This is a genomic window from Billgrantia antri (assembly GCF_017868935.1).
GTDB lineage: Bacteria > Pseudomonadota > Gammaproteobacteria > Pseudomonadales > Halomonadaceae > Halomonas > Halomonas antri.
In genome coordinates this window covers 902,251-929,212 of sequence record NZ_CP053383.1, presented here as the reverse complement: position 1 = coordinate 929,212, position 26,962 = coordinate 902,251, and the positions used below count along the sequence as shown (strand labels likewise).

Genomic DNA, 26,962 nt, shown 5'->3' with positions numbered 1-26,962 from the left:
TACCACTTCGTTTGACGCAGCTCAATCCGCCTTGGGCAGCATACCGCTAGCATGAGGTAACCGTTAGCCTTTCGGAGTGTCATCATGTCCGTCCCCGCACGCTGCGTGCATCAAGCGATGGCCGATCCTTTCGCCTGGGACGAAGCCCTCTTGCAACGCTACGACACCCACGGACCACGCTATTCGTCATACCCCACCCTCTATTCTTTCAGCGAGGCATTCGGCGAACAGGATTACCTGGCCGCCCTGAGCCGCAGCAACACCGATGCCAGGCCCCTATCGCTCTACGTGCACATTCCTTTCTGTCGCAAGGCATGCCATTACTGCGCCTGCCACAAGATCGCCACCCGAAGCGGCAAGCTGGCCGAGCCCTATCTCTCGCGCCTGGATCGCGAGATGGTGTTGATCAAGCCGCATCTGGATACGCGCCGTGAAGTGGCCCAGCTGCACTGGGGTGGCGGCACGCCGAGCTTTCTCAGCCTCGATCAGATGAGTGATCTGATCGACCGACTCGATGCCCGCTTCGGACTGTCCAATGCCCGCGATCGCGACTACGCCATCGAGATCGACCCCCGCGAGGCCGACGTCTTCACCCTGCGCCACCTGCAGGCACTGGGTTTCAATCGTCTCAGTCTCGGCGTGGTGGATCTCGATCCACGGGTACAGCGCGCCGTCAACCGGGTACAGCCGCGCGTTCTCACCGAAGCGCTGCTCGACGAGGCCGACCGTCTCGGCTTTCATTCGCTCAACCTGGATCTGATCTACGGCCTGCCGTTGCAGACCCGGGACACGTTCGCCGCCACCCTGGAGCAGGTGATCGCCATGGCGCCGGCGCGCATCTCGGTCTTCAACTATGCGCACATGCCCGAGCGCTTCGCGGCCCAGCGTCTCATCAACACCGAGGACCTGCCCGGCCCCAAGGAGAAGCTGGCAATCCTGCGCACCACCATCGCCATGCTCACCGGAGCGGGCTACGTGCACATCGGCATGGATCACTTCGCCCGCGCCGACGACAGCCTGGCGATCGCCCAGCGCGAAGGCACCCTGCAGCGCAACTTCCAGGGTTACTCCAGCCACGCCCAGTGCGACCTCGTGGGACTGGGGGTCTCGGCCATCTCCAGCATCGATGACGTCCATGTCCAGAATCATACCCATCTCGCCGATTACGAAGCGGCGCTCGACGCCAGCCGCCTGCCTATTGCGCGCGGCATCCGTCTGACGTTCGACGATCGCTTGAGGTGGCATGCCATCGAGCGCCTGATGTGCGACATGACGCTCGACCTTGACGAGCTGAGCGAAACGTTCGGTATCGACGCCCCGCGCTACCTGGCGGATGCCCTGTCACGGCTGGAAGCACTCCAGCGCGATGGTCTATTGACAATGAAAGGCCATAGGATCGTGGCCACGCCGCTCGGTCGGCTGCTGATCCGCCACCTGGCCATGGCCTTCGACGCTCACCTGTCCCCCACTCCCGACGAACGTTTCTCACGCATCGTCTGAGAGCCCGGTAGCACACTAAAGATTAACTACATTGCGGCCAATAGTCGCAAGGGGCATTTCACCTACATGAATAATGTCCCATAATGCCCTCAAGATTGTGATTGAGGAGGTGGAGCATGCCGGTCAACGCGGCCAATGCACTCGGCAAGCGTCGTTCGCTGCTGCATGAGACTCGTTGTCAGAACTGCAGCCTGAGCTCCTTGTGCCTGCCTCTTGCGCTGGAGCTCGAGGACATGGAGCAGTTCGACGCCATCATTCGGCGTCGCTCACCGCTGAAGAAGGGCGAGTCGCTGTTCCGCCAGGGCAGTGCCTTCAGCAGCGTCTTCGCGGTGCGCTCCGGCAGCCTCAAACAGGTCACTACCGAGGGCTCGGGCGAGGACCAGGTGACCAACTTCTATCTACCCAGCGAACTGGTTGGTCTCGACGGGATCGATGAGCAGCAGTACCCCGGCAGCGTGATCGCCTTGGAGACCACCACCGTCTGCGAGATTCCCTTCGACCGGCTCGACTCGCTCTCGGAGCAGCTGCCGGAGCTGCGCGGCCAACTCTATCGCAGCATGAGCAAGGAGCTGCGCGACGACCGCAAGATGATGCGTCTGCTGTCGCGCAAGACGGCCGACCAGCGCCTGGCCAGTTTCTTCACCAGCCTGTCGGACCGCTTCCGTCGTCGCGGCTATTCGCCCTACAGCTTCCGCCTCTCCATGTCGCGGGCCGATATCGGCAACTACCTGGGGCTGGCCGTGGAAACGGTGAGCCGCATTCTCGGGCGCTTCCAGCAGCAGGGGCTGGTCGAGGTGTCGGGGCGCGAAGTGAACATCCTCAATCTCGAAGCGCTGGTGGCACAGGCCCAGGACGATCACTGATCCTTGCCGTCACCACGAGCAAACGCAAACCGCCCGGCCAATGCCGGGCGGTTTACGTTCGGACGAACTATTCGGGATGGACTGACGGCTCAGCTGTCGTGCGCAACATTCAATGCATCAATGCGCCTGTCGCGCAGTCGCGCCTGCTTGGCCTCGAGCCCCTCGAAGTCGAACAGCTCGCGGTCGGCCAGCTGCGACGGCGCCACGTTGGACACCGCCTTGAACATCGACTCGATGCGGCCGGGGTGCTTACGCTCCCACTCGGCCAGCATCTCCTTGACCACCTGACGCTGCAGGTTGGGCTGGGAACCGCACAGGTTGCAGGGGATGATGGGGAAAGCCATAAGCCGCGCGAATTCGGCGATGTCCGCTTCACGGCAGTAGGCCAGCGGCCGGATGACGATGTTCTTGCCATCGTCGGAGAGCAACTTGGGCGGCATGGCCTTAAGGCTTCCGCCATAGAACATGTTGAGGAACAGCGTCTCGAGAATGTCCTCGCGATGGTGGCCCAGCGCTACCTTGGTCGCCCCGATCTCCTCGGCGAAGCCGTAGAGGGAGCCACGCCGCAGACGTGAACAGAGCGCGCAGGTAGTCTTGCCCTCCGGCGTCTTCTCCTTTACCACCGAATAGGTGTCGCGCTCCAGAATGTAGTACTCGATGCCGGTGGTCTCGAGATACTCGGGCAGCACGTGCTCGGGAAAGCCGGGCTGCTTCTGGTCGAGGTTGACCGCCACCAGAGAAAAGTTCACCGGTGCGTTGCGCTGCAGATTGCGCAGTATCTCGAGCAGCGTATAGCTATCCTTGCCGCCCGACAGGCAAACCATGACACGATCGCCTTCATGGATCATGCCGTAGTCGATGATGGCATTGCCCACCTGGCGCCTCAGGCGCTTCTGCAGCTTGTTGAATTCTCGCCGCCCCTTGGCATCGAGCTGCTCCAGCGGGGCGTGCGCCTCGTCCTGCGGCAGAGAGACATCGAGATCGGCAACGGCACGGGGGTCGAATGAGACGGCGTCTTGCATGGTCGGGGCACTGCCAGAGCGAACGGTGGGTGAGGCCGCACATGCTACCATCGACGCCGCCCGTAGGCGACGCCATGGCAGCGACTTACTGTCTCATGCCTCGCGGCGGTCCTGCATGCCGGCCCGCTCCAGGCGCAGGTACATGAGCGCCGTGGTCACGGCATCGCCGAGCGCAGTATGGCGGCCCATGATCGGAACGCCGAGCGCTTCCGCCACTGCCTCGAATCGCTGCGCAGGTGACTCTGGCTCCATGACGCTGCGACGTTGCTGCCGATGGTACAGCTGCGCGACATCGATTCCGCTGTTGGGCAGGTCGAAGCCGAAGCGGGGACGGATCTGGCGATTGAGGATGGTCATGTCGAAGTCGAGCCGCCAGCCCAGCAGCGGCCGGTTGCCGATGAAGTCGAGCAGGGTCGCCAGCGCGTCGTCCAGGCCGACCCCATCGTCCAGATCGACACCGCGCAGCCCATGTACGCGGATGGAGTCGCCGGTCAGTGTCGCGGGTCGCCTAAGGCGCAGATCCAACGATTCGCTGGTGAGCACCCTGTCGCCGCGGACCTTGACCGCACCGATGGAGACGGGCTCGGCGGTGCGCGTATCGATACCGGTGGTTTCGCAGTCGATGGCGACCAGCTCGTCCCCGGTATAGGGACGAAAAAGCCAGCCATACTCGCCACCTGCATGGCGCCGACGGTCGTTGGCCCGACGCAGCGCTCGAAACATGCCTACCTCCTTTGTATCTGTCCGCCTCCCGCCGCCACGAACCTCACGAATATTCGAGGTGGTAGCGTTGCGACAGGCTCTGTTTGAAGTCCTTGACGATATGCAGCGCCTCACGCAGCAGGTCGCGCTCCAGTGACGATAGCTGCTGGACCACTACACGGTCGGGGCTCTTGCCGTTGCCGTCGCCGTCGAGGCGCTCGAGCTGTTGCTTCAAGCGCAGCTCGGTGAATAAAGACAGCGCCTCGGCCAGATTTTCGGCAACGCGCTCTTCCAGCCTGCCGTCCGCCGTCAATGCCTCGAGACGCTCCAAAGTCGAAGTCGGCTTGATCTTGCGCTCCAGCGCCATGGTGCGGACCCCATGCACGATGGGGAAGATGCCGCCCTTTTTGATGTCGATGCCGTGCTGGGGCTTCTTGAGTGAGCCGAACAGCGTCAGCGGCGTGGAGAAGCGCAGCGCAGTGCGGGCGAAATAGGAGAGCAGCAGTTCGTCACGCGAGCACTGCTCGAACAGCGCTTCGCGCACCCGCTCGAGCAGCGCCGGGTTGCCCGCCACTGCGTGGGAGTCGAGCATGATGGCGAGCTTCATCAGGCTGTCGCCATCGCGTCTTTGCGCCCAACGGGCAATACGCTCGCGCCACTGGCTGACGGTGCCCACCCACTCGGGATTGTTGACCATGATGTGTCCGGGACAAGGCGGGTAGCCGAGTTCGATCAGCGTCTCGGTCAGGCGCTGCATCTGCTCGCTGACTCCAGGCCACTCCAGCCCGTCGGCCAGAATCAGGCCGTTATCCTGATCGGTCTTGAGGATCTGTTCGCCGCGCCCTTCGCTGCCCATCACCATCAGGCAGCTGTCGCGATGGTAGCGCTCGTCGATCAGAAAACCCCACGCCTTGGACATGATGCGCCCGTTGAGCGCCGCCAGCAGGCCCATGGCAAAACGCAGCTTGACGCCCTGCGCCATGAGCGCCTTGACCAGCTCGGGGGTTCGGCGGCTGGCGCGGAACAGGGCATCGAGGCTATCGGCCTGCTCCACCTGCAGGCTGACGACATAGCTGCGGCTGGAGAAATAGCTCAGCACATCGGTCAATTCGACCACGCCGGTCGGTGGCGCCCCCTCGGCCTCCTGCACCACGACACGCTCCACCTTGTGGCGTGTCATCATGACCAGCACCTCGAACAGGTACTGTTCGGGCCGTACCGTCACCAGCGCGAAGTGAGCGATCTCACGCAGCGGACTCTCCCTGTCATGCCCCTCCAGGACCAGCGCATTGAGCAGATCGGTCTTGGTCACCATACCCGCGCCCTGCTCGCTTTCCACCAGCAGGCTGTCGGCATGGCTCTCGTGCAATCTGGCGACTGCCTCCGCAATGGTCGTCTGCGCCCCCATGCACAGCGGCGGACGCATGCATTCACTGACTCTCGCCAGCATGAAGCCGGCCATGGTCACTCCGCCCTCGGCGCGCTGCTCGGTCAGCAGGCGCGCCTTGTGGGCAAGGGTCTGGCGAAAGAATTCGGCAAAGGGGGGATAGTCATCGCACAACTGCAGGAACAGTGCCTTCGGCATCAGGTAACAAAGGCACTCCTGCTCGGCGCGGAAGCGATAGCGACTCTTGCCGTTGAGGATACTGATGGCACCGAACAGGTCACCCGCGGTGTAGTGGCCGATTCGCTCGCGGGCTCCCGGTTGGGTGGTGTCCAGCTCGGCCACCTCACCCTTGTGAATGAGAAAGACGTACTCGCCGGGCTGGCCGGTTTCGAGAATGATCTCGTCGCGGTCGAAGTAAGCCAGGTCGATGCCATGACGGACACGCTCACGCCCCTCTTCGTTCAAAAAGGAGAAAGGGGGCTGAGAAAGATCGACATCGACCATATTGGTAACCCTCGTGGTGCGGCCGTCATCGCCGTCAGCACTCGAACGAGTCCGAAAGAGAAGCCTGGCTGGCAAGTCGCGGTATCGAGGGACCACTCAAGCCTGGGCATACACGCCCCGCCGCCTGAAACTCGAAGAAACACGTCTTCCCATTTGGGGGACTTACGCCTAACCGGCCTTACAGTGGCAGAATAACAGTCCCGACTTTCAAGACATAACCTAGACCAACGTCAAAGGGCACCGACTCCGAAGACTTTCCATCCGCACTAGACAATGGTCTTACGAGCCAGTGAGATAGACAAAAGTTCTATGCTAGACAATCGTCCTACCATCAACGGAAGCGGTATCGCAATATACATGTCAAGTAAACGTAACTTTCTGAATTTAAAAATATTATACAAAGATGAGAGCATCGCAGTTTGCTCATGATACGAAAGTCTGGGATTTTAATTTTTTGATTTATTGACCACTATTGCTCTTGAGCCATTGGGGAAAACGCGCCTGTTTAAAGCGGCTCGATGACAGGTAACCAGACGTGGTGGGAAGTGCGGCTCGTCCGCAGGGATCATGGGTCAACTGATGCTGGCTAGCATCTATAGTCCTTACCGCTCGACTCGCTTGGAGCGCCCCCTGATGAAGCTTGGCAACTCTCTTGGCGGCTTCCCAACCTTAACAACAAGTGGAGAGCATCACTATGGCAGATGACAAATCCAACGCGACTGCATATTGGAAGGCGAACCTACGCCTGATTACCGGCTGTATGATCGTCTGGGCATTCGTCTCTTACGGCTGTGCCATCCTGTTCCGCCCCCTGCTGTCAGGCATTCCTGTCGGCGGCACCGACCTTGGATTCTGGTTTGCCCAACAGGGATCCATCCTGACCTTTATCGTGCTGATCTTCTTCTACGCGTGGAAGATGAACCGGCTCGATCAGCAGTTCGGCCTCGGGGAGTAAGCCAGCATGAGTCAATTTGCGATCAACGTTCTCTTCGTCGGCGGCTCCTTTGCCATCTATATCGGTATCGCGATATGGGCCAAGGCCGGCTCGACCAAGGATTTCTACGTCGCCGGCGGTGGGGTGCACCCCATTACCAACGGCATGGCAATCGGTGCCGACTGGATGTCCGCGGCATCGTTCATTTCCATGGCGGGCCTCATCGCTGCCGGCGGTTATGCCAACTCGACGTTCCTGATGGGCTGGACCGGCGGTTACGTGCTGCTGGCCATGCTGCTGGCCCCCTACCTGCGCAAGTTCGGCAAGTTCACCGTCCCCGAATTCATCGGTGACCGCTTCTACAGCAAGCAGGCCCGTCTGGTTGCGGTCATCTGCCTGATCGTGGCTTCGGTGACCTACGTTATCGGCCAGATGGCGGGCGCGGGCGTGGCCTTCTCTCGCTTCCTGGAGGTCGAAGCGACCACCGGCCTGATCATTGCTGCCGTGGTAGTGTTCTTCTATGCGGTACTCGGTGGCATGAAGGGGATCACCTACACCCAGGTGGCCCAGTACATCGTCCTCATCATCGCCTATACCATTCCGGCGGTATTCATCTCCCTGGAGCTGACCGGCAATCCGATTCCGCCGCTGGGCCTGTTTTCCGATCACGCCGAATCCGGCGTACCGCTGCTGACCAAGCTCAACGAGGTGGTCACCGAGCTGGGGTTCAACGAGTACACGGCGGATGTGGACAACAAGCTCAACATGGTGCTGTTCACCCTGACGCTGATGATCGGTACGGCCGGTCTGCCCCACGTCATCATCCGCTTCTTCACCGTGCCGAAGGTGGCCGACGCACGCTGGTCCGCCGGCTGGGCCCTGGTATTCATCGGCCTGCTCTACCTGACCGCTCCGGCCGTGGCCTCCATGGCACGCCTGAACCTGGCGACCACCATCTATCCCGAGATGGCCGGCCAGGTCGAGAACATGGAAGAAGCCGCTACCAACCCCATCCTCTATGAGGATCGCCCCGAGTGGATCCGCACCTGGGAAGAGACCGGTCTGATCTCCTTCCAGGATCTCAACGACGACGGCCGCATTCAGATGTATAACGGCAATGCCGACTTCACCGATCGCGGCTGGGAAGGCAACGAACTGACCGTCAACAACGATATTCTGGTACTGGCCAACCCGGAAATCGCCAACCTGCCCGGCTGGGTCATCGGCCTGATCGCCGCAGGCGGCTTGGCTGCCGCACTGTCGACGGCCGCGGGTCTGCTGTTGGCCATTTCCTCGGCGATCAGTCACGACCTGATCAAGGGCTCGATCAATCCCAACATCTCCGAGAAAGGCGAACTGATGGCGGCGCGAATCTCCATGTCCGTGGCCATCATCGTCGCCACCTACCTGGGGGCCAACCCGCCGGGCTTCGCCGCCCAGGTAGTGGCACTGGCCTTCGGTATCGCCGCCGCCTCGCTGTTCCCGGCGCTGATGATGGGTATCTTCTCCAAGCGGGTAAACAACGTGGGGGCCATCGCCGGCATGCTGGCCGGTCTGATCTTCACCGTGGGCTACATCTTCGTCTACAAGGGCTGGTTCTTCATCCCGGGCACCAACAACCTGCCGGATACCCCGGACAACTGGGTGCTGGGCATCTCGCCGCTCTCCATCGGCGCGATCGGGGCCCTGATCAACTTCGCCGTGGCGTTCGCCCTCTCCAAGGCGACCCAGGAGCCGCCCCAGGAGATCCAGGAACTGGTGGAAAGCGTTCGCTATCCCAAGGGAGCTGGCATGGCGGTCGACCACTGAGTCATAATCCTATCCCGGCGTCACCCTGGCGCCGGAACCCATCTCACATCGGGCTTCCTTCGGGAAGCCCGATGGCTGTCAGGAAGCTCCCAATATGATTTGGCACTTTATTGCGGCGGTCTTCGCCGGACTGGGCGCTGCAGGCGTCGGACTCCTGCTGCGGACCCTGAGCGGCAAGCGACTGCCCCGCTGGATCGTCCCGGTCTTTGCCGGCCTGGGTATCCTTGGCTATCAGATCAACCATGAGTACAGCTGGTACGAGCACAAGCGCAATCAGCTGCCGGCAACGGCGCAGGTGGTCGATACCGAACATGACCGCATGTTCTGGCGCCCGTGGACCTACGCCTCTCCCTTGACAGTGGGCTTCAGCGTGGTCGACCACAGCAGCATGGAGCGACGCCAGGCCGACGATCATCAGCTGGTTGAATTCATTCTTTATCGTTTCCAGAGGGCCCATGTGGATCGACTCCACCACCAGCCGTACCTGATGAACTGCGCCTCGGCCGAGCTGGTGCCGCTCGCCGAAGAGAGCCGCCAGCCACGCGTCGATGCCCTGCGTGAGCTCGATCGGGAATCCGCTCTCTATCAGGCGGTCTGCTCGCCCGAGTAGTTGCGGAGCCCCTGCCAAGCCACCGCCAGGCCCGAGTGCCCTCGGGCCGATATCCCGATAGAATGATCGGCACTTGCCGGGGGGAGAAATCATGTTTGCCGGTTGGCTGCTGGTCGCCGTTTCGCTGCTCTACATCGCCATCCTGTTCGGCATCGCCTGGCTGGGCGATCGCAACGCACGCCGGCGTGGCACCAGTCGCCAGCGTCCTGTCATCTATATCCTGGCGCTGGCCATCTACTGCACCTCGTGGAGCTTCTACGGTGCGGTCGGCCAGGCAGCGACCTCGGGTTGGTCCTTCGCCAGTATCTACGTCGGGCCGATCCTGACCTTCATGCTGTTCTGGCCGATACTGGCCAAGATGATCCGCGTGGCCAAGCGGCAGAACGTCACTTCGATCGCCGACTTCATCGCCTCGCGCTACGGCAAGGCGCAGTCCCTGGCGGCCTTCGCCAGCCTGGTCGCGCTGATCGGCACGCTGCCTTACATCGCCCTGCAGCTGAAGGCCGTGTCGACCTCGTTCGCCGTGCTGACGGATGCAGCCGACATCACCCGTACCCCGTTGTTCGCCGATACGGCCTTCTTCGTGGCCATCGTGATGGCTGCGTTCGCCATTCTGTTCGGCACCCGCCACACCGATGCCACCGAGCATCATGAAGGGTTGATTCACGCCGTCGCGTTCGAGTCGATGGTCAAGCTGCTGGCCTTCCTGCTGCTGGGCGCCTATGTCACCTGGGGCATGTTCGACGGGCTTGGCGAGCTGATGGCCATCGCCGACACCCAGATGGAACTGCAGCGCCAGCTCGCCGATCAGGATTTCGGCCGCGGCTTCTGGGCCCAGACACTGCTCGCCATGCTGGCGATCTTCTGCCTGCCACGCCAGTTCCACGTCGCCGTGGTGGAGAACACCCATCCCAACGATGCCGCCAAGGCGCGCTGGCTGTTCCCGCTCTACCTGGTGGCATTCGCCTTCTTCATTCTGCCCATCGCTGCCGCCGGCCTGGCCCTGTTCCCCGACGGCTCGGTGGAACCCGATACCTTCGTGCTGGCACTGCCGATGGCCGCCGGCCAGCAGTGGCTGACCCTGCTCACCTATATCGGCGGCTTCTCCGCGGCGACCGGGATGGTCATCGTGGCCACGGTCGCGGTCTCGATCATGATCTCCAACGAGATCGTGATACCGCTGCTGTTCCGGCTGCGCTGGCTGGATGCTCGGCCACGTGACTATGGCCGCCTGGTGCTTCAGGCGCGGCGCATCACCATCGGCGTGATCCTGGCGCTGGCCTATGGTTTCTACCGGCTCATCGGCGAGTTCACCTCGCTGGCCTCGATCGGCATGCTCTCCTTCGCCGCGGCCGCGCAGTTCGCTCCCGCACTACTTGGCGGACTGTACTGGAAGCGCGGCAACCGCCTCGGGGTGGTGGTGGGGATGAACGCCGGGTTTGCCATCTGGGCCTACAGCCTGCTGATGCCGGGAATGATCCAGGCCGGCGTGCTGCCGACCGAGTGGCTCGCCGGTGGCCCCTTCGGCCACCCCTGGCTGACGCCCACTGCGCTGTTCGGGCTCAACTTCGGCGACAGCTTCACCCATGGCGTGATGCTCTCGCTCGGCGTCAATCTGTTCTGCTACATCTTCGTTTCACAGATCACCTCGCAGCGGGTTGTCGAACGCATCCAGGCCTCGTTGTTCGTCGACAGCGTCGAGACCCGCCAGACCTCGATCAACCGCCCCTGGACCGGTGCCACCACCGTCGGCGACCTCAAGGTGCTGTGCGAGCGTTTCCTCGCCGCCGGCCAGGTGTCGCGCGCCTTCGACGACTACGCCCGACGCACCGGCAAACCGCTGGAGGACGGCAACCGCGCCTCCATCGACGTGATCCAGTTCACCGAACGCTTCCTGGCTTCGGTACTCGGGGCGTCATCGGCGCGCATCGTGGTCAACTCGGCGCTACAGGGGCGCGGCATCGGTATCTCCGACGTGATTTCCATCGTCGACGAAGCCTCGCAGGTACTGGAGTTCAACCGCGCCCTGCTGCAAGCCACCATAGAGAACATCAACCAGGGCATCAGCGTGGTCGATCAGAACATGCGCCTGGTGGTGTGGAACCAGCGCTACCTGGAACTGTTCCGCTTCCCCGACCACCTGATCCGGGTCGGTGCGCCGATGGACAAGATCTTCCGCTACAACGCCCATAACGGCGAGTACGGCCCCGGCGATCCGGAGGAGCACGTGCAGCTGCTGATCGACAACATCCGTGACGGCCAGCCTCACCGCTACGTGCGCTACCGCCAGGACGGCAGCGTACTGGAGGTACAGGGCAATCCCATGCCGGGCGGCGGCTTCGTCTACACCTATCAGGACATCACCCAGCAGAAGCGCATCGAGGAAGCGCTGATACGCTCCGAGAACAACATTCGCATCTACACCGACAACGTGCCGGCGCTGATCGCCTACTTCGACAAGGAGTGCCGCTACCTCTTCACCAACCGCGCCTATGAGCAGGCCTTCGGCATCGATCGCAACGAGGTAATCGGCAAGCCCCTCGAGGCCGTCATCAGCGCCGAGATGGCCGAAGAGCGCGACCCCTGGATTCGCCGCGCCCTGGCCGGCGAGCGCGTCAGCTTCGAGGTGTCGATGCGCATTGCCGAGGATCTGCGCTACATGCTGGTGACCTATACCCCGCACTTCGGCGATAGCGGCGTGATTCTGGGCTTCTTCGCTCTCTACCAGGACATCACCGAGCGTCGCCTGGCGGAGATAGCGCTGAAAGAGACCAACGAGACCCTGGAGGAGCGCGTGCGGGAGCGTACCCAGGCGCTGTCCGAGGCCAACACCGCGCTGCGCCAGGAGAACCGCGTGCGCGCCGAGGCCGAACAGGCCTTGCGCCAGGCCAAGCAGGTGGCCGAGGATGCCAACGCCTCGAAGACCCGATTCCTCGCCGCCGCCAGTCACGACCTGCTGCAGCCGCTCAACGCCGCCCGCCTGTTCACCTCGGCGCTGTCGCAGGAGATGGACGCCGAGGACATGAAGCGCACCATCGGCCATATCGACAATTCGTTGCAGGCTGCCGAGGAGCTGCTCGGCACCCTGCTCGACATCTCCAAGCTCGATGCCGGCGCCCTGACGCCGAGGCGCAGCCACTTCGCCCTGGCCGACATCTTCCAGCCCCTGCGCGCCGAGTTCGAGGTGATGGCCGAGGATCGTGGCCTCGACCTGGTGGTGGTCCCGACCCGTCAATGGGTCGATAGCGACCCGCAGATGCTGCGCCGGATCATCCAGAACTTTCTCTCCAATGCGCTGCGCTATACCCAGGAAGGACGGGTACTGCTGGGCTGCCGGCGCCGCGGGGCGCGCCTGACCATCGAAGTGTGGGACTCGGGCCCGGGCATTCCCGAATCCAAGCAGGCCGAGATCTTCCAGGAGTTTCGTCGCCTGGACCAGGCCACGCGCCACAAGGAGAGCGAGAAGGGGCTGGGCCTGGGACTATCGATCGCCGATCGCATGAGCCGCGTGCTGGATCATCCGATCAAGGTCTTCTCGCGGGAAGGCATCGGTACCATGTTCTCGGTCGGCGTGCCGGTAGTGGCACCCCGCAGTGCCGCCGAGCGTGCCGAAGAAGCCGCCTCGCCGCGCCGCGTGGGCAACAAGCTGGTCGGCTCCCGTATCCTGTGCATCGATAACGAGACGCTGATTCTCGAAGGCATGAGAGCGATGCTGTCGGGGTGGGGTTGCGAGGTCTACACCGCCACTACCATCGGCGGGGCCAAGTCGGTGCTGCGCAACCTCGACGGCGAGCCGGATGCCATACTGGCCGATTACCACCTCGACAACGAAGTGACCGGCCTGATGGCGCTGGAGGCACTCAGCGAGCGGCTTCAGGGCGCCGTACCGGGCATCGTGATCACCGCCGACCGCACCGAGGAGGTGGCCGAAGAGATACGTCGCAGCGGCTATCATCTGCTGCAGAAACCGGTACGCCCTGCCGCGCTGCGCGCCCTGCTGACCCGAACGCTGCAGGCCAGCCGGGCTGCCCGGCAAGAGAGTTAGAACAGGGTCACGTCCCGCTGACGGGGCAAGCCGCGACGCCGACAGCAGGCCCAGGTAAAGAAAAACCGCCGCATGTTTCCATCCGGCGGTCCTGTCTTGTGTTCAGGCTTGGCGTGCGGTGTTCAGGATTCGACCTTCGGCGGTTCCACCTCGAGCCTCTGCGCGGCGATGACCGCCTGGGTGCGCGAGTGCACGCCCAACTTGCGCAGGATGGCAGTGACATGGGCCTTGATGGTGGCTTCGGAGACGTTCAGCTCATAGGCGATCTGCTTGTTGAGCAGGCCTTCGGTGAGCATGTTGAGCACTCGAAACTGCTGCGGCGTCAGCGAGGCGATGGCCTCGGCAAAGCGGGTCTCCTCCTCGTTGGCATCGCCCATGGCGTCGGCCAGTTCCTGGGGCAGCCACACCTCGCCATCGAGGATCTCGCCCACCGCCTCGGCGATCAGTTGCAGGGAGGAGGACTTGGGGATGAAGCCCGACGCCCCATAGTCGATCGCGCGACGCACCACGTGGGGTTCGTCGCTGCCGGATACCACCGCCACGGGGATGTCCGGCGTCTGGCCACGCAGTTGGATGAGGCCGGAGAAGCCATGGGCACCCGGCATGTGCAGGTCGAGCAGTATCAGATCGGCGTCGGGATGCCGGGTGACAACCTCGCAGGTGGCCTCCATGGTGTCGGACTCGACGATCTCGGCCTGTGGCGCCAGCTGGCGCAGCGCCTGCGTCAGCGCCGCACGGAACAGCGGATGGTCATCGGCAACGATGAATTTCTGGGCAAAGGCCATGGATACTCCTCCGGTTCCTCGAGCTCGGGGCCTGGGGCCGCCTCTTAGGGCTCATCGATTGTTCATCGCATGTTACCCCATGCTTGGGCGCTTCCCAAGCGTACGGCAGCAGTTGTCGACAACGTTCGAGAAAATATGAGTGCAAGGAGAAAGGCCAAGCGAACCGGGACAATTTTCTTTTCACTTGGAAACAGCAATCCCCTTGCCGATCGTTTAAAGCCGCTTCTATCTTCAAAGACGATGGCAGACGCCAGCGGTGCCGGATTCCCGGTAAATGGAAGTACAAGCATGGAAACATGCGGAAAGGATTCAAGGAGATAACCCATGGCACAGCGTAACCAGAACCCCGGAAACTTTGCCAACGATCCACAGAAGGCCTCCAAGGCCGGCCAGAAAGGCGGCCAGCACAGCGGCGGCAACTTCGCCAACGACCCGCAGAAGGCCTCCCAGGCCGGCCAGAAAGGCGGCCAGCACAGTGGCGGCAACTTCGCCAACGACCCGCAAAAGGCCTCCCAGGCCGGCCAGAAAGGCGGCCAGCACAGCGGCGGCAATTTCGCCAACGACCGCCAGAAAGCCTCCGAAGCCGGTCGCAAGGGCGGCAAGAACAGCTGAGTGCTGCCGCTCTCTTCAGCCCTCGGCGTTGGTCTGATCCAGCGCTGACCGACTCAAGCTGCCGGAGCCTGCCTCCGGCAGCTTCTTCTCCCGCACCGAACGGTATGAACATGCCATCCGCACCCTATTTGCAGGTCGGATGCGCGGTTCGAGCCGCTTTGGCCGGTCGCAGCAAATATACGGTCATGAACCAGTCTGCACCGCAAGCCAAGAACCCAAGCTGGGCCCCGCCAAGCCGCACTCAAGCACGTGTGAAGAGCAGATCCATCCGTCCAAGTGAGCGGATACCCTATCGCAACCGCAAGGAGATAGCCCATGGGCACTGAACCGCAAGCCCCGAAGCATTTGGAAGACTGGCTACGCGATGCTCACGCCATGGAAAAGCAGGCCGAGAAGATGCTCGAAGCCCAGGCCAGCCGGCTGGAGCACTATCCACAACTCAAGGCACGCATCGAGCAGCACCTGACAGAGACTCGCGGCCAGGCGGAAAAGATCGAACAGTGTATCTCGCTGCTCGGCGCCGACCTCTCTTCCATGAAAGACATCGGCGGTAAGCTGGCCGCCTTCGGCCAAGCCATAGGCGGCATGATGGCAGGCGACGAGGTGGTCAAGGGCGGCCTCGCCAGCTACGCCTTCGAGCACTTCGAGATCGCCAGCTACAAGGCGCTGATCCAGGCTGCAGAAAAGGTCGGCAAGCCCGAGATCGCTCGCATCTGCGAACAGATCCTGCGCGAAGAGGAAGCCATGGCCGAGTGGCTGGGCCAGCATCTCGACGCAACCACACGCCAATTCCTGGAGCGCTCCGAGGACAGCGATCTGCGCGCCAAGACCTGAAGACACAGCGAGCTTCAGAGGACGTTGCCACGTATTTTTTCAACGATTTAGATAGCCCCCTCGCTTCCCCCGGCTCCTCGCCGGGGCTTTTTGCCTGGCGAACACCCGAATGTTCAACGAGAAAACGCCGCCCCACGCAGGAGCGGCGCCATGTTTGCATGCTGTACCTTCACGGTGTCACATGTGGTCGCGGGGAATCACCTTCTCCCAGTTCTTGGAAAAGACGCGATAATCGTCCTCATAGGCGTCGAGCTGCGCGTGGATGAAGAAATTGCTCTCATCGCAGCTCAGTATGCTGCGCGTATAGATCTCCACGTTCCAGTCATCGCGCTTGAACGAACGCTCCGTATAGGTTTCGCCGCGCGCCGAGGTGAAGTCATCATTGACGGTGCTGTACCACTCGCGAGTGCTGCGCCTGATCTCAGTGCCGATGTCCTCGATGCGGAAGTGCCCCTGATCGTTGATCACCTCGAGAGTGGACTCCTTGCTCGCCAGGTCGCGATGCAGCAGCCAGTTGTGCTCGCTGGCGGCGAAGGTGTGGACGTCCAGGGGAGAGGCCTCCTGCGGCTCATCGAACGCCAGCAGGCGTTCGTCCTCCTCACCCGGCGTGCGCTCCGGCAGTATCAGCACGCTGCTGTCCGGGTAGATGTCGACCTGGGCCGGCTCTGGCGGCAGCCAGGCCAGCGGCCAGTAGGAAGTCGAGACCGAAAGGCGCAACTGGTGACCTACCGGAAAGCACTGGGCGATGCCGTTCATCGGGATGCGCACGCGATAGCGGCGATGCGGTACCAGCGGCTCGGGATCGGCGTCGCTGTCACGATGCGACAGGTTGAGCAGGCCATAGGTGACGCGGGTCGACTTGCCATCCGGCGCCACGTCGGAGAGACGCACGGCCAGCATCGCCTGCGGCTTGTCGCAGGAGAGCTCGAACTCCACCACCGGCATGCCGAAGATCTCGAGCGGCTCGGCCAACTGGCGGCTGCTGAAGATCAACGAGCCGCCGTCCTCCTCGCGCTGGTCGCCAGGCAGGTCCGGCGTGGCGGCATAGGAGCACCACTTGCCGGCCGACTGCCCCACGCTGATGGGAGACTGCAGCGCCAGCGCGCTTTCATGCCCCTCCTGCTGATGGGGGCCGCCATGCCCCTCGCCCATGGCAATGGTATAGGGCCCCAGGCCATAGCGCCTCGTGCGAATGTTGTCGGACGGCCAGCTCGCCTCACCTATCCAGCGGCCGGGACGCTCGTCGTACGAGGTGTCCGGCGGCACGCTGTGTTGCTCCCAGGCACGCAGCATGGGTTCGTCCATGATGCCGGTGTCCTTGCCCTTGAGCCAGTAATCCCACCAGCGCAGCGATTCCTGTAGAAAGCCGATGGCCGGCCCGGGGATGCCCTGATGAGGGTACTTGTGGCCCCAGGGCCCGATCAATCCCTTGCGCGGCACTTCCAGATGCTGCATCAGGCGCAGCACGGTATTGGTGAAGCCGTCTGCCCAGCCGCCAATGGCATAGACCGGACACTGGATCGCCGAGTAGTACTCGTTGACCGAGCTGGTGGACCAATAGGCGCTGCGACGCTGGTGCTCGATCCACTGCTCGAGCCACAGCCCGCTGTTCTCCATGCGGTCGAACCACATGTCGCGCCAGCGGTTGCCGACGATCTGGGGGTCTGGCGGCAGGGTATTGAAGGCGAACATCACGGTCGCCTCGGAGAGGTTGTCGCCGAGCAGGCAGCCGCCCATGTAGTGCATGTTGTCGGCATAGAGATCATCGCTCGAGCAGATGCTGATGATCGCCTTGAGCGCCGGCGGCTGCTTGGCCGCTACCTGCAGGCTGTTGAAGCCACCCCAGGAGATGCCCATCATGCCGACATTGCCGTCACACCAGGGCTGCTCGGCCAGCCAGGCAATGGCGTCGACGGCATCTTCCTGCTCCTGCTGGGTGTACTCGTCAGTGAGCACGCCATCCGAGTCGCCGCTGCCGCGCATGTCGACCCGCACGCAGACGTAGCCATGGCCGGCCAGGTAGGCATGGTTGGCGGCGTCCCTGCCGCGGGTGATGTCGCGCTTGCGGTAAGGTATGTACTCCATGATCGCCGGCAGCGGCGCACGTTCGGCCTCCTCCGGCAGCCAGATCCTGGCTGCCAGTTGAGCCCCGTCACGCATCGGGATGAAGACGTTCTCTATTTCGCGAACCTGGTAGGGAAACGAGTCTATGACACTCACAGCGCCTCCTTGCTGGTTCATTCAATGGGTTCGATCTCGAACTGGAGCGCCTCCAGGCAAGCCTTGTAGCGCTGATCGACCTGTTCGTGATCCTCCCCTGCAACATAGAGGGTTCCCAGGCGATAGCTAAAGCTGTCCTGGTGCATGAGATCGCCCAGACGGTCGCCCGGTTGCACGTCGAGCCGCACCTTGGTGCCGGGAAAGCGCTCGGCAAGCGCCTCGATCTCCTCACGGCTCGGCACCCGCCGGACGATACCATCCTCATGCTTGTAGGGGATGAAGCACTTGGCGGCGACGGCATGCTCGCCCAGGCGATTGGCCAGGGAGGGACGCTCGCCCAAGGCGATATCGATGGCCACTTCATGATTCGACATTCCATCGACCATGATGAAGATCTCGCTGTGGGACTGGGAGATACGCGTGTTGACCTCGATCAGCCACAGCTTGTCCTGCGACTCATCCCAGAGGAACTCGGCGTTGAAGCAGCCGTTGTCGTAACCGATATGCTCGAGAAACTTCTTGGAGACATCGATCATCTGACGATGGATGGGCTCCGGCAGGTGGCTTGGGTATTCGATACGGTCGTAGGGAGCATCGCTCATTTCCGTGCTGGGCTGGGAAATGATGCCGTGTACGTTGAATTCACCGCGATAAACGGTCCCCTCCGGAGCGCCCTGCACGCCTGCGACGAGTTGCTCGGCGATACAGGAATTGCCGTCCATGTGCTGGATTTCCGGCGGCAGCTCGGCATGATTCAGCGCCTCGTTGAACGGATCGCCCAACTGACGAATGCCTTCGCGAATCTCCTTGATGGCTTCATGGAACTGCTCGTCGTTCTCGATCTTGAAGCCCAGATGCGAGGAGAAGGCCTTGACCGGCTTGAGCCAGAACGGATAGTCCAGCGTGACCTGAGAGAGCGGGTCCTCCGCAAAGGGATCGACGCCACAGAACGCCGGTACCACTTCGGGAACGACTTTCTGCTGCTCGAGCCGGCTCCAGTACTTGTGTTCGCACTTGAGTACGCTCTCCACCGAAGGCGAGGGAATGTCGTACTCTCGACACAGGATGGGAACCATGACACTGGTGGGAAAGTCCCACTGCGCCACAATGGCGTCAACGGAGCCATAAAACGCCTCGAGCTTGCTACGCGCCTCGTCCAGCAGGGTATTGAAGGAGAAGCTTGGGGCTTCTACGGCCTCCTTGACCGACAGCAGGCTGTGTACCTTGAACTTTTCCGAGTGGCGCAGGGTTTCCAGCTCCTGGCGCTGCTGGTCTTCCAGAGCCACGACAAAGATGTTCCGCTTCATCCGTCTATCTCCATGACAGTATCGTTGGAAAGCCCAGTAATGGGCTCTCCTCTCTTCCATACACACCTCAAGATAAGTAGGCGACGTCCAAGGTTCCATAACCTGAGCGATTCTTTACCCTTTCAAACCCCGGGGAAACAAAACGGCACGCAAAGTCCCATCTACTTCTTACAAGACCCACTGCTGCAGCCAGGTAGTCGGTTGCCGCGCCCGTGTACTTGGCCCTTGCCTCGAGCGCGGCTAGGCTGAGAGGCAGGACTCGTTGCCTGAGTACAGCGGCCAAGGATGGAGCCGATGGAACGACTCGAGGAATACCGCCGCAAGCGCGACTTCACGCGCACCCGGGAACCCGCTGGAGAGGCTCAAGGTGAAGCCGCCACGGGAAACCTCTACGTGATGCACAAGCATGCGGCGAGCCACGACCACTTCGACCTGCGCCTGGAGCAGGATGGCGTGCTCAGGAGTTGGGCCCTGCCCAAGGGGCCCAGCCTCGAACCCGGCGAGAAGCGCCTGGCCGTCGAGGTGGAAGATCACCCGCTCGAATACGCCGACTTCGAAGGGGTCATTCCCGAGAAGGCCTACGGCGGCGGTACCGTCATGCTGTGGGACCGCGGCACCTGGCAGCTCAAGGGCAAAGCCAAGCCGGATCGAATCGATATCGAGCTTGACGGCGAGCGGCTCAAGGGCAGTTGGACCCTGACCCGCATGAGCGGCAAGCGCCAGGACAAGCATGGGCGCAACTGGCTGATGATCAAGCGCCACGACGACAGGGCGCGCATGGAGGATTCGCTCACGGTGGAACTCGACGCGAGCGTCGCCAGCGGGCGCAGCATGCGCGAGATCGCCGAGGATCGTGATGACACCTGGGGCTCGGCCGACGATGCGGGTGAGGCCACGCTTGCCCCACCCGACCCCAGCCGACTCGACGGCGCACGCAAGGCCAGGCTGCCAAAAGAAGTGAAGCCGCAGCTCGCCACTCTGGCCCGCGAGGTGCCGGCCCAGGGCGAGTGGGTCCACGAGATCAAGCTCGACGGCTACCGTCTGCTCGCCCGCCTCGACAAGGGTGACGTGCGCCTGATCACCCGCAACGGCAAGGACTGGACCCACCGCTTCCCCGAGATCGCCCGGGCGCTCGAGTCGCTGCCGGTGGACTCGGCGCTGCTCGACGGCGAAGTGGTCGCCATGGGCAAGGATGGAGTCAGCCGCTTCGGTGACCTGCAGGAAGCACTCTCCAGCGGGCGTACCGCCGCGCTGGTCTACCAGCTCTTCGACCTGCCCTATCTCCAGAGCCACGATCTACAGAATGTGGCGCTGCTGGAGCGCAAGCGCACCCTCGCGGCGCTGCTCGAGGTGGCGGACATGGCATCGGGCACCGGCACCATCCGTTACTCCGACCATCTCGACGCACAAGGCGCGGCTTTCCATGAACGCGCCTGCCAGATGGGGCTCGAGGGCATCATCAGCAAGCGCGCCGACAGCCACTACCGGCAGAAGCGCAGCCGCGACTGGCTCAAGGTCAAGTGCGTCAGCCACGAGGAGTTCGTGATCGGTGGCTACACCGACCCCGGCGGCTCGCGCAGCGGTTTCGGCTCGCTGCTGATGGGCGCCTACGGCAAGCAGGGCCTGGCCTATGCCGGGCGCGTGGGCACCGGCTTCAACAATCGGCTGCTGGAGCAGCTCAGCGCCACCCTGCAGGAACTCGAAGTGAAACGCTCGCCCTTCCACGGCAGCGTGCCGGACAGCCGCTCGGTACATTGGGTGCGGCCGGAAATCGTGATCGAAGTGGAGTTCACCGAGCGCACCCGCGACGGTCGCCTGCGCCACCCTGCCTTTCGCGGCCTGCGCGAGGACCGCAACCCCGAGGAGATCCGCATGACCCCGACCAAGGAAATGGCCGCCGAAGGCACGCCGGAGCAGGATACCAAGCCCGACAAGCCGGCTCCCAGCAAGCGCAAGGACGAGACCTCGCTGCTCGGCGTTCGTCTCACCAGCCCCGACCGCGTGCTGTTCCCCGAGCAGGGCCTGACCAAGCTCGACCTGGCGCGCTTCTACGAGCAGATTCAGGATTGGGTGCTGCCCCATCTGGTCCGCCGGCCACTGTCGTTGGTGCGCTGCCCCCAGGGACGCAACGACGAATGCTTCTTCCAGAAGCACCCGCGCACCGCCATTCCCGACAGCGTGCCGCGCATCGACGTGCCGGAGAAGAAAGGCAGCGCCGAGTACGTCTACGTCGAAACGGCTGCCGACCTTATCGGCCTGGTCCAGGCCGGTGCGCTGGAGATCCACCCCTGGGGCAGCCGCATCGACCACCTCGAGCAGCCCGACGGCCTGGTGTTCGACCTCGACCCGGACCAAGGTATCGCGTGGAAGGAGATCTTGCGTGTTGCCGGCACCCTGCGCGAGCGCATCGAATCGCTGGGCCTCACGGCGTTCCTGCGCACCACCGGCGGCAAGGGCTTGCACCTGGTGGTACCGCTCGTGCCCAGCGCCGAGTGGGATCAGGCCAAGGCCTTCGCCAAGGGGATGGCCGAAGCACACGCCAAGGATGACCCCAAGCGGCTGACCACCAACATGTCCAAGGCCAAGCGCGAAGGGCGTATCTTCATCGACTATCTGCGCAACGGTCGCGGTGCCACGGCGGTAGCTTCCTACACGGTACGCGCACGCGAGAACGCCCCGGTGGCGGTACCGATTCGCTGGGACGAACTCAACGCCGCGCTGCGTGCCGACCGCTACAACGTACAGAATCTGCGTCGCCGGCTATCGGCCCTCCGCGAGGACCCCTGGGCGGGTTTCGACGAGGCGGCACGCCCGCTGGAAGCCGATCTGCTCAAGGCCGTGGGCGTGAAGTGACGGCAGTCTGGGTCAGGAGCGGGAGGAACGAGATGAGCGAAGTGCCCTGGTGGATGGAATCCGGTCCCGAGACCTGCCAGTTCTGTCTGCGCACCTTTCACTACGAGGCGGGCTATCACTGCATCTATTGTGATCGGCCGATCTGTCCGATCTGCGTCGAAACACGCTTCGAGAGCCGCGAGACGCTGTGCCCCGAATGCCATGAAGAAGGCGTAAACCATGGGGGGAAAGGCTGATGGCAGCCAGAGCGATGTGGAAGGGCGTGATCCGCTTCGGTGAAGTGGAGGTACCGGTAAAGCTCTACTCTGCGGTACAGGATCGCAGCGTGCACTTCCGCCTGCTGCACGAAAAGGACCGCTCGCCGGTCAAGCAGGCCATGGTCAATCCCGACACCGAGCAGATCGTACCCCACGCCGAGACCCGCCGCGCCTATCGCACCGACGAGGGCAGCCTGGTGGTGTTCGACAAGCAGGAACTCGAAGCGCTGGAGCCGGACTCGGGCCGCGATATCGAAGTGATCCGCTTCATGCCACCGCAGGTGATCGATCACCGCTGGTACGACCGCCCCTACTTCCTCGGCCCGGATGGCAGCGAGTCGCTCTATTTCGCCCTGGCCGAGGCGCTGGGCAACAGCGACAAGGAGGGCCTCGCGCGCTGGGTCATGCGCAAGAAGAGCTACCTCGGCGCCCTGCGCCTGCATCGCGGCGTACCCATGCTGATGTCGTTGCGCCACGAGGAGCAGGTGGTGCCGGTCGATTCACTGGAGCCACCCAAGGGCAAGGCACTCGACGCCAGGGAACTCGACATGGCACGCCAGTTGATCGGCATGCTCGAGGCGGGGTTCGATCCCGACGAATATCACGACGAGTACCGCGAGCGGGTGCTGGAGCTGATCGAGGCCAAACGGCGCGGCAAGAGTGTCAAGGTCACCCCGATTCGCCGGCGCGAAGCTTCCGACGATCTCTCCAAGGCGCTCGAGGCCAGCCTGAAGAAGGAGCGCAAGCGTGCCTAGCCCGAAATCGAAAGCCAAGCCGAAGGACAAGCGCAAGACGAAGAAGAAGGACGAGCCGGCTCATGGCGAGGAGAAGCAGCGCTTTCACGCCAGCGGCCCGCGCCCGCTGTGGTCGGGCACCATCACCTTCGGCCTGGTCAGCCTGCCGGTCAACCTCTACCCGGCCAACCGCCCCAAGCCGGTGTCGCTGCGCATGGTCGACAGCGACGGCACACCGCTGGCGCGGCGCTACTTCTGCGAGAAGGAGGAGCGAGTGCTCGACTACGACGAGCTGATCCGCGGCTACGAGGTCGAGAAGAACGAATTCGTCGTGGTGGAGGATCGCGAGCTCGATTCGCTGGCACCAGAGAAATCCCAGGAGATCGACCTCAAGCGCTTCGTCGGCCTCGACGAGATCGATCCGATGTACTTCGAGCGCGCCTACTTCATGACCCCCGACAAGGGCGTGACCAAGGCCTACCGCCTGCTGGCGGAAAGCATGGAGGCCACCGGGCGCGCCGGCATTGCCACCTTCGTCATGCGTGGCAAGGAGTACCTGGTGGCGATCATCGCCGAGAAAGGCATCCTGCGCGCCGAGACGCTGCGCTTCGCCGAAGAACTTCGCACTCCGGACGACATCGACCTTCCCGAGCCGCCCAAGGTCGACAAGAACAGGGTGAAGGCGATGCAGCAGTCCATCGAGGCGCTCAGCGAGAAAGAGCTCGAACGCGAGGCGCTGCAGGACCGGCAGAGCCAGCGCATCATCGCGCGTGCCGAAGAGAAGCTAGAGCGCGGCGAGGACGTGATCGCCCTGGGCAAGGAAGACGAGCCAGACGTCGATCCGGAACAGGGCGGCGAAGTGATCGACTTGATGCAGGTACTCAAGCAGAGCCTGGCCGAAGGACGCCCTCCCGGCCAGGAGGTGCGCAACGATGACGGCGAGAGCCAACCGAGAAAGCGCGGTAAGCCGACGGCCAAGCGCAGCGAGACGAAGAAGCGCCCCTCAGGCCAGCACGGCGCGGGCAAGAAGGCAGCCGGTCAGGACGACGGCAAGGCCGCACCACGCGGCAAGCGCCGCAGCGCCGGGCTTGCCGAATTGCAGAATCTCTCCCGTGATGAACTCTACGAACGCGCCCGAAAGCTCGACGTGCCAGGCCGCAGCCGCATGAGCAAGGCCGAACTGGCCAAGGCCGTCGCCGGCGCACGCTGAAACGAAAAAGCCGGCCCGAAGGCCGGCTAGGTCGTTCATGCCATTCTAGAAGCGCTGGACAAATCAGCGGTTGGCGCGATTCTCGATGAGATCGTCGACCACGCTCGGATCGGCCAGGGTGCTGGTATCGCCCAGACCATCGGTCTCGTTGGCAGCGATCTTGCGCAGGATGCGACGCATGATCTTGCCCGAGCGGGTCTTGGGCAGCCCCGGCGCCCACTGGATGACGTCAGGCGAGGCGATCGGGCCGATATCCTTGCGCACCCACTGGGTCAGTTCCTTCTTGAGCTCGTCGCTGGGCTCGACGCCATCGGTCAGGGTCACGTAGATGTAGATGCCCTGGCCCTTGATGTCGTGCGGGAAGCCCACCACGGCGGCCTCGGCCACGGCCTCGTGGGCTACCAGCGAGGACTCGATCTCGGCGGTGCCCATGCGGTGGCCGGAGACGTTGAGCACGTCGTCGACGCGGCCGGTGATCCAGTAGTAGCCGTCCTCGTCGCGGCGGCAGCCGTCGCCGGTGAAGTAATAGCCCTTGTAGGTAGAGAAGTAGGTCTGCACGAAGCGATCATGATCGCCCCAGATGGAGCGCGCCTGACCGGGCCAGGAGTCGCTGATCACCAGGTTGCCGTCCACGGCACCCTCGAGCACGTTGCCCTCGCTGTCGAGCAGCGCCGGCTGTACGCCGAAGAACGGCAGTGTGGCCGAACCCGGCTTGAGGTCGATGGCGCCAGGCAGCGGCGAAATCATGATCCCGCCGGTCTCGGTCTGCCACCAGGTGTCGACGATGGGACACCGGGAGTTGCCGATCACGCGGTGGTACCACTCCCATGCCTCGGGGTTGATCGGCTCGCCCACCGACCCCATCACACGCAGCGTGTCGCGCTTGCTCGAGTCCATCACGTCGTCGCCATGCGCCATCAGCGCGCGGATGGCGGTAGGTGCGGTGTAGAGGATGTTGACCTTGTGCTTGTCGACGATCTCGCCCATGCGACCGTGGGTCGGATAGCTCGGCACGCCCTCGAACATCAGCGTGGTGGCGCCGTTGGCCAGCGGCCCGTAGACGATGTAGCTGTGGCCGGTGACCCAGCCCACGTCGGCGGTGCACCAGTACACCTCGCCGTCCTGATAGTCGAAGATGTACTGGTGGGTCAGGCTGGCATAGACCAGGTAGCCGCCGGTGGTGTGCTTGAGCCCCTTGGGCGCGCCGGTGGAACCGGAGGTGTAGAGGATGAACAGCGGATCCTCGGCGTTCATCTCCTCGGCCGGGCAGTCGGTCGCCTGCTTGTCGACCTGATCGTGGTACCAGAGGTCGCGGCCCTCCTTCCATTCGATCTCGCCGCCGGTGCGCTTGACCACCAGCACGTTCTCGCACACCTCGGTGCCCTTGCGGGTCAGGGCGGCGTCGACGTTGTCCTTGAGCGGCACCTGCTTGCCGCCGCGCACCGACTCGTCGGCGGTGATGACGAGCTTGGAATCGGCGCCGATGATGCGCTGGGCCAGGGCATCGGGTGAGAAACCGCCGAAGACCACCGAGTGCACGGCGCCGATGCGGGCACAGGCCAGCATGGCCACCGCCGCCTCGGGAATCATCGGCATGTAGAGGGTGACTACGTCGCCCTTGCCGATACCGAGTTCCTTGAGCGCGTTGGCCAGCTGGCAGGTCTTGGCATGCAGCTCGCGGTAGCTGACGTGCTTGGCATCCTTGGGATCGTCGCCCTCCCAAATGATCGCTGTCTGGTCGCCACGTGTCGCCAGGTGCCTGTCGAGGCAGCTCACGCTGGCGTTCAGGGTGCCGTCCTCGAACCAGCGGATGTCGACGTTGTGCGGATCGTAGGAGGTATGCTTGATCTTCGTCGGCGCCTTGATCCAGTCGATACGCTTGGCCTGCTCGGCCCAGAAGCCCTCGGGGTCGTCGACGGACTGCTTGTACAGGGCCTGATATTTCTCGCGATCGATCCAGGCGTTGGCGGCGATGTCGTCGCGTACCGGATAGACGTGCTGATCGGTCATTGGCTAGCCTCTTCCAGGAGATGCACCCTCACGGTGGATGTGACCGGCTGCCTTGTTGTCGTTGCGCCGGCTTCAGATTCGCCTTCCAGCATATACCCTCGGAGCGGGCCTAACTCTTAGACATTGGTATCAGGATTTTTCCGTTATGAATCAGCCATTTGTAGTAGTTTTCCCATGCTCCCCAAAGGGCTGATAGACCAACGTCTGAGCACACGACAGGCAGCGATAGCGGCGCCCGTTGCGCGCCAGCGAGTGGCGCCGCGAGGTGAAGAAATGCGCTTGGCAGCCGCAGTGATAGCGATACGGCGTGGGGCTTGCGCGTCCCACATCGAAGCGATGCGTCACCCGCGGCTCGAGCCCGAACAGTCGCGTCATCACGGTACGCCACTCGCGCCCATGGGGCCTGGCCCGATGACCATCGCTCAGGTGCCGCACCAGCCAGTGGGCCATTTCATGCGGCACCACCTCGCTGAGAAAGGCATGGCGATTCTCACGATACAGTACCGGGTTGAAGCGCAGCCCGCCGCGGCCGTAGTGGGCCTGACCGGCGCATTTGCCACGCAGGTCGCTCCAGACCCTGGGCCGGGGCAGTTCGGGATGATAGTGGCGACACAGCTGCCAGGCGGCCTCCACCCGTTCCAGCAGGGCACGCTCAAGCGCTGCATCGTCGAGACTTGCCAGCCACTCGGGGCAGGGATCAGGGAGCGCATGTCGTTTCATGGGTGCTAAAATGACGTCCCGCCACGGCGCTGTCCAGCCCAACG

At 63.2% G+C, this 26,962-nt stretch carries 20 protein-coding genes; 12 read left to right on the top strand and 8 right to left on the bottom strand.

Features of this window, described 5'->3' with window-relative positions; translation table 11 throughout:
- Positions 1 to 84 precede the first annotated feature (84 nt).
- Positions 85 to 1,500 (top strand): oxygen-independent coproporphyrinogen III oxidase, encoded by a 1,416-nt coding sequence (gene hemN / locus HNO53_RS04395; protein ID WP_242597540.1) that lies wholly within the window; start codon positions 85 to 87, stop codon positions 1,498 to 1,500.
- A 116-nt stretch (positions 1,501 to 1,616) separates the two neighbouring features.
- Entirely contained in the window at positions 1,617 to 2,363 is a 747-nt protein-coding gene (fnr, locus tag HNO53_RS04390; RefSeq protein WP_209476568.1) for a fumarate/nitrate reduction transcriptional regulator Fnr, read from the top strand.
- 89 nt (positions 2,364 to 2,452) lie between these two features.
- Here fnr and ttcA read toward each other — a convergent pair whose 3' ends face one another.
- The 3 genes from ttcA to HNO53_RS04375 form a co-directional block, all read right to left on the bottom strand.
- The gene (gene ttcA, locus HNO53_RS04385; RefSeq protein ID WP_209476567.1) at positions 2,453 to 3,385 is read right to left on the bottom strand and encodes a tRNA 2-thiocytidine(32) synthetase TtcA; all 933 of its coding nucleotides are present in this window, start codon (positions 3,383 to 3,385) and stop codon (positions 2,453 to 2,455) included.
- A gap of 93 nt (positions 3,386 to 3,478) precedes the next feature.
- A complete protein-coding gene (locus tag HNO53_RS04380; protein ID WP_209476565.1) occupies positions 3,479 to 4,108 on the bottom strand; it encodes a 3'-5' exonuclease in 630 nt (209 codons plus the stop codon).
- Positions 4,109 to 4,151: 43 nt separating this feature from the next.
- The gene (locus HNO53_RS04375; RefSeq protein ID WP_209476564.1) at positions 4,152 to 5,978 is read right to left on the bottom strand and encodes a DUF294 nucleotidyltransferase-like domain-containing protein; all 1,827 of its coding nucleotides are present in this window, start codon (positions 5,976 to 5,978) and stop codon (positions 4,152 to 4,154) included.
- Between the two features lie 694 nt (positions 5,979 to 6,672).
- Here HNO53_RS04375 and HNO53_RS04370 point away from each other — a divergent pair.
- From HNO53_RS04370 to HNO53_RS04355, 4 genes are all read left to right on the top strand, one after another.
- The gene (locus HNO53_RS04370) at positions 6,673 to 6,933 is read left to right on the top strand and encodes a DUF4212 domain-containing protein (RefSeq protein WP_197449805.1); all 261 of its coding nucleotides are present in this window, start codon (positions 6,673 to 6,675) and stop codon (positions 6,931 to 6,933) included.
- Between the two features lie 6 nt (positions 6,934 to 6,939).
- Positions 6,940 to 8,721: a sodium:solute symporter family protein gene (locus tag HNO53_RS04365; RefSeq protein ID WP_209476563.1), complete on the top strand. Its 1,782-nt coding sequence runs from the start codon at positions 6,940 to 6,942 to the stop codon at positions 8,719 to 8,721.
- Positions 8,722 to 8,815: 94 nt separating this feature from the next.
- Complete coding sequence (locus HNO53_RS04360; RefSeq protein WP_209476562.1) at positions 8,816 to 9,331, top strand: hypothetical protein; 516 nt, start codon at positions 8,816 to 8,818, stop codon at positions 9,329 to 9,331.
- 91 nt (positions 9,332 to 9,422) lie between these two features.
- Complete coding sequence (locus HNO53_RS04355) at positions 9,423 to 13,376, top strand: hybrid sensor histidine kinase/response regulator (protein ID WP_209476561.1); 3,954 nt, start codon at positions 9,423 to 9,425, stop codon at positions 13,374 to 13,376.
- A gap of 122 nt (positions 13,377 to 13,498) precedes the next feature.
- Here HNO53_RS04355 and HNO53_RS04350 read toward each other — a convergent pair whose 3' ends face one another.
- A complete protein-coding gene (locus HNO53_RS04350) occupies positions 13,499 to 14,161 on the bottom strand; it encodes a LuxR C-terminal-related transcriptional regulator (RefSeq protein ID WP_209476560.1) in 663 nt (220 codons plus the stop codon).
- A 324-nt stretch (positions 14,162 to 14,485) separates the two neighbouring features.
- Between HNO53_RS04350 and HNO53_RS04345 the strand changes: the two genes are divergently transcribed.
- The gene (locus HNO53_RS04345; RefSeq protein ID WP_209476558.1) at positions 14,486 to 14,773 is read left to right on the top strand and encodes a con-10 family general stress protein; all 288 of its coding nucleotides are present in this window, start codon (positions 14,486 to 14,488) and stop codon (positions 14,771 to 14,773) included.
- A 315-nt stretch (positions 14,774 to 15,088) separates the two neighbouring features.
- Positions 15,089 to 15,607, top strand: a complete 519-nt coding sequence (locus tag HNO53_RS04340; RefSeq protein WP_209476556.1) for a ferritin-like domain-containing protein — start codon at positions 15,089 to 15,091, stop codon at positions 15,605 to 15,607.
- A gap of 177 nt (positions 15,608 to 15,784) precedes the next feature.
- Here HNO53_RS04340 and HNO53_RS04335 read toward each other — a convergent pair whose 3' ends face one another.
- Positions 15,785 to 17,827 (bottom strand): CocE/NonD family hydrolase, encoded by a 2,043-nt coding sequence (locus HNO53_RS04335; RefSeq protein ID WP_209476554.1) that lies wholly within the window; start codon positions 17,825 to 17,827, stop codon positions 15,785 to 15,787.
- A 17-nt stretch (positions 17,828 to 17,844) separates the two neighbouring features.
- Complete coding sequence (locus tag HNO53_RS04330) at positions 17,845 to 19,134, bottom strand: ATP-grasp domain-containing protein (protein ID WP_209476552.1); 1,290 nt, start codon at positions 19,132 to 19,134, stop codon at positions 17,845 to 17,847.
- A gap of 294 nt (positions 19,135 to 19,428) precedes the next feature.
- Between HNO53_RS04330 and ligD the strand changes: the two genes are divergently transcribed.
- The 4 genes from ligD to ku (HNO53_RS04310) are packed head-to-tail and all read left to right on the top strand — an operon-like array spanning position 19,429 to position 24,188.
- Positions 19,429 to 21,987 carry a DNA ligase D gene (ligD, locus tag HNO53_RS04325; protein WP_209476550.1) on the top strand — a complete coding sequence of 853 codons (2,559 nt, stop codon included), beginning with the start codon at positions 19,429 to 19,431 and terminating at the stop codon, positions 21,985 to 21,987.
- Positions 21,988 to 22,019: 32 nt separating this feature from the next.
- Complete coding sequence (locus HNO53_RS04320) at positions 22,020 to 22,223, top strand: hypothetical protein (protein WP_209476549.1); 204 nt, start codon at positions 22,020 to 22,022, stop codon at positions 22,221 to 22,223.
- On the top strand, positions 22,223 to 22,999 hold the full coding sequence (gene ku / locus HNO53_RS04315; protein WP_209476547.1) for a non-homologous end joining protein Ku: 777 nt from the start codon (positions 22,223 to 22,225) through the stop codon (positions 22,997 to 22,999). Before HNO53_RS04320 ends, ku (HNO53_RS04315) begins: the two co-directional genes overlap by 1 nt.
- Positions 22,992 to 24,188: a non-homologous end joining protein Ku gene (gene ku / locus HNO53_RS04310; RefSeq protein ID WP_209476545.1), complete on the top strand. Its 1,197-nt coding sequence runs from the start codon at positions 22,992 to 22,994 to the stop codon at positions 24,186 to 24,188. The genes ku (HNO53_RS04315) and ku (HNO53_RS04310) overlap by 8 nt, the downstream gene beginning before the upstream one ends.
- Positions 24,189 to 24,251: 63 nt before the next feature.
- Here the strand turns inward: ku (HNO53_RS04310) and acs are convergent, their stop codons facing one another.
- A complete protein-coding gene (gene acs, locus HNO53_RS04305; protein WP_209476544.1) occupies positions 24,252 to 26,198 on the bottom strand; it encodes an acetate--CoA ligase in 1,947 nt (648 codons plus the stop codon).
- Positions 26,199 to 26,348: 150 nt separating this feature from the next.
- Entirely contained in the window at positions 26,349 to 26,918 is a 570-nt protein-coding gene (locus HNO53_RS04300) for a SprT family zinc-dependent metalloprotease (RefSeq protein ID WP_209476542.1), read from the bottom strand.
- Positions 26,919 to 26,962 lie beyond the last annotated feature (44 nt).

Coding starts and splice junctions, on each gene's coding strand:
- HNO53_RS04300 (WP_209476542.1), bottom strand. CDS start 26,918: ATGAAACGACATGCGCTCCCTGATCCCTGCCCCGAGTGGCTGGCAAGT.
- hemN (WP_242597540.1), top strand. CDS start 85: ATGTCCGTCCCCGCACGCTGCGTGCATCAAGCGATGGCCGATCCTTTC.
- ttcA (WP_209476567.1), bottom strand. CDS start 3,385: ATGCAAGACGCCGTCTCATTCGACCCCCGTGCCGTTGCCGATCTCGAT.
- HNO53_RS04380 (WP_209476565.1), bottom strand. CDS start 4,108: ATGTTTCGAGCGCTGCGTCGGGCCAACGACCGTCGGCGCCATGCAGGT.
- HNO53_RS04370 (WP_197449805.1), top strand. CDS start 6,673: ATGGCAGATGACAAATCCAACGCGACTGCATATTGGAAGGCGAACCTA.
- HNO53_RS04345 (WP_209476558.1), top strand. CDS start 14,486: ATGGCACAGCGTAACCAGAACCCCGGAAACTTTGCCAACGATCCACAG.
- HNO53_RS04320 (WP_209476549.1), top strand. CDS start 22,020: ATGAGCGAAGTGCCCTGGTGGATGGAATCCGGTCCCGAGACCTGCCAG.
- ligD (WP_209476550.1), top strand. CDS start 19,429: ATGGAACGACTCGAGGAATACCGCCGCAAGCGCGACTTCACGCGCACC.
- HNO53_RS04350 (WP_209476560.1), bottom strand. CDS start 14,161: ATGGCCTTTGCCCAGAAATTCATCGTTGCCGATGACCATCCGCTGTTC.
- HNO53_RS04340 (WP_209476556.1), top strand. CDS start 15,089: ATGGGCACTGAACCGCAAGCCCCGAAGCATTTGGAAGACTGGCTACGC.
- HNO53_RS04330 (WP_209476552.1), bottom strand. CDS start 19,134: ATGAAGCGGAACATCTTTGTCGTGGCTCTGGAAGACCAGCAGCGCCAG.
- HNO53_RS04355 (WP_209476561.1), top strand. CDS start 9,423: ATGTTTGCCGGTTGGCTGCTGGTCGCCGTTTCGCTGCTCTACATCGCC.
- fnr (WP_209476568.1), top strand. CDS start 1,617: ATGCCGGTCAACGCGGCCAATGCACTCGGCAAGCGTCGTTCGCTGCTG.
- HNO53_RS04375 (WP_209476564.1), bottom strand. CDS start 5,978: ATGGTCGATGTCGATCTTTCTCAGCCCCCTTTCTCCTTTTTGAACGAA.
- ku (WP_209476547.1), top strand. CDS start 22,223: ATGGCAGCCAGAGCGATGTGGAAGGGCGTGATCCGCTTCGGTGAAGTG.
- HNO53_RS04360 (WP_209476562.1), top strand. CDS start 8,816: ATGATTTGGCACTTTATTGCGGCGGTCTTCGCCGGACTGGGCGCTGCA.
- HNO53_RS04365 (WP_209476563.1), top strand. CDS start 6,940: ATGAGTCAATTTGCGATCAACGTTCTCTTCGTCGGCGGCTCCTTTGCC.
- acs (WP_209476544.1), bottom strand. CDS start 26,198: ATGACCGATCAGCACGTCTATCCGGTACGCGACGACATCGCCGCCAAC.